Origin of the sequence: Rhizobium sp. BR 362 (assembly GCF_036528765.1) — a bacterium.
Classification (GTDB): domain Bacteria; phylum Pseudomonadota; class Alphaproteobacteria; order Rhizobiales; family Rhizobiaceae; genus Rhizobium.
In genome coordinates, this window is sequence record NZ_JARWGH010000086.1 from 1 (window position 1) to 2,080 (window position 2,080).

Below are 2,080 nucleotides of genomic sequence, written 5' to 3' on the forward strand. Positions count from 1 at the left end.
TGTCAAAGCTGGTTAGAGGCGCGACGCTGCCAGCCAGTTAGAAATGCGACAGTCATGGCTCGTCACTTGCTCCGACGATCAGCCCCCGGTCCGACCGGCTGGGCCGGGTTGCAAGGGAGGAGCGGGGGCGGGTGAGACGCACCCCTCGGCTTTAGCTTCCTTAGTTTGAGATTGCTTGCGCTTCTTGAGATTGCGCCAACAGCGGTCATCCGACCGTGTTACGAGGATTGCTTCGAAACCCTGTTGCGGATTTTGTCGGGAGGCCTTTTCCAGCCCCGCTGCGCTGCCATCTCCTCGGCACGCTTACGGCAGTTGAAAGCATCCAGGTAGCCTTCAATCTGGAACGTTCGGCCTTTGAACATTAGGACGCCGACCTTTTCCTCGTCGTCCCATCTAAACTCCATCGCGCGATTGTAAATCATTCGAAATATCTGGCTGCCGAGATGGTCAAGAAGCATGCGCTGACCTTGGAGCGCCGCAAATGCTTTTGCAAGGGCGTGGAACCGATAATCATTCCGCTGCCTCCATCTTCGCAAGAGCCTTCTGTCTTTTGGCAATCACCTCCGGATCGTTCATGAAATCCGTCCTCGGTCCTGGTTTGCGGCCACACTTCTGATAGCCGTTCGCCGTGCTGCCGTCGCGAATGCCGAACATATGATCCGTCTGTCCGGTACGGCGAGGGCCGCTCTTGCTCCGTTGCTGTTCTCGTCCAGCCTGCATCTCGGCGACAACAGACAGCATGTCGTCCAGACGCTTGTTGTCGACGACTTCCGGCCGATGGACCGACCGCAGCTTGTCAAAGGTTCTGTAGGGTAGGGCAAAACTCTCGTGCATGATCTCGAGGCGACCGTCCGGATAATCGCAAACAATCACCTTTTGGCCGGCCAAGGGCCTGGAAACGTCGGTCGGATCGAGAATGAACAGCACCTTGTCGTAGCGCAGCGTCAAAGCCTGCGACAGCGTGCGGACTTCCTTGCGGCACATGGCGCCATCAAGGTTCTCGTGATCGGCCAGCGGCCGGTGCATGTCCTTCGGATTGCGTGGCTGTTTGCCGAAGCGGGCATTGAAATCCGCAATGAATTCCGGCGCATAGAGGTTTGCCGCTTCGATCGTGTCGATGCCACGAAGCCGCAATTCCTTCACCAGCCGATCCTGCAGCGTCTGATTGGCGCGTTCCACGCGACCCTTGGCCTGCGGGGTGTTGGCGCAGATGATGTCGATGTTCAGCTCATAGAGCGCCCGGCCGAACTGCGTCAGGCCGCTCGTCCGGTCCTTCTCCGACGCATGGGTTGAACGAAAGACGCCGTGCTTGTCGCTGTAGAATGCCAGGGGCTTGCCCCATTGCTGCAGATAGGCCTTCGTCGCATGGAGATAGTCGAACGTATTCTCCGACCCGGCGAACCGCAGATGGAGCAGCTTGCCGGTGGCGTCATCGATGTAGACGAGCAGGGCGCATTTGGGGCCGCGATTCTCGAACCACCAGTGATGCGAGCCATCGATCTGGACAAGTTCGCCGAAACAATCACGCCGACCACGTGGCTGGAAAACCCGCTTCTTGCGCTCGCGTCGCGAGATCCAGATGCCGGCTTCCGTCATCCATTGCCGCAACGTCTCCTTGGCGACCGAAATGTGATGCAGCTCGATCAGCTTCTCGCGAGCCAGCGTCGGACCGAAATCCAGATAGCGTTCGCGGATCAGATCTAGCGCTGCATTGCGAAAATCCTCACTGTGGCGCCGATTGCTCGGTCTCGATCGCTTCTTCGAAACAAGGCCGGCTTCACCGGAACGGTCATAGGCCTGCAGCAGCCTGTGGACCTGACTTCGGCTGAGATCGAGCAGTTCGGCAGCCTGGACAACGCTCAGACGCTGACCGCGGATCTTCCGGACGACTTCGAGGCGATGCAACTCTTTCTGCGACATGGTGATCAAACAGGACACGACAACTCCAACCGCTCATGGTCTCGACCAGGCTGAAGGTCGTCATCCTTGCTCCCAACGTTGGCATTGACCAGTGCGTCGAGAGGCGAGACTGTCGCATCTCTAACTGGCCCAACTGTCGCATTACTAAATAGCCCTTACA

The 2,080-nt window shown here is 58.3% G+C and carries 1 protein-coding gene; it reads right to left on the reverse strand.

Annotated features, from left to right (window positions below):
• Positions 1-510 precede the first annotated feature (510 nt).
• Positions 511-1,938 (reverse strand): ISNCY family transposase, encoded by a 1,428-nt coding sequence (locus tag QDY28_RS30800; protein ID WP_331384849.1) that lies wholly within the window; start codon positions 1,936-1,938, stop codon positions 511-513.
• Between the last annotated feature and the right edge of the window lie 142 nt (positions 1,939-2,080).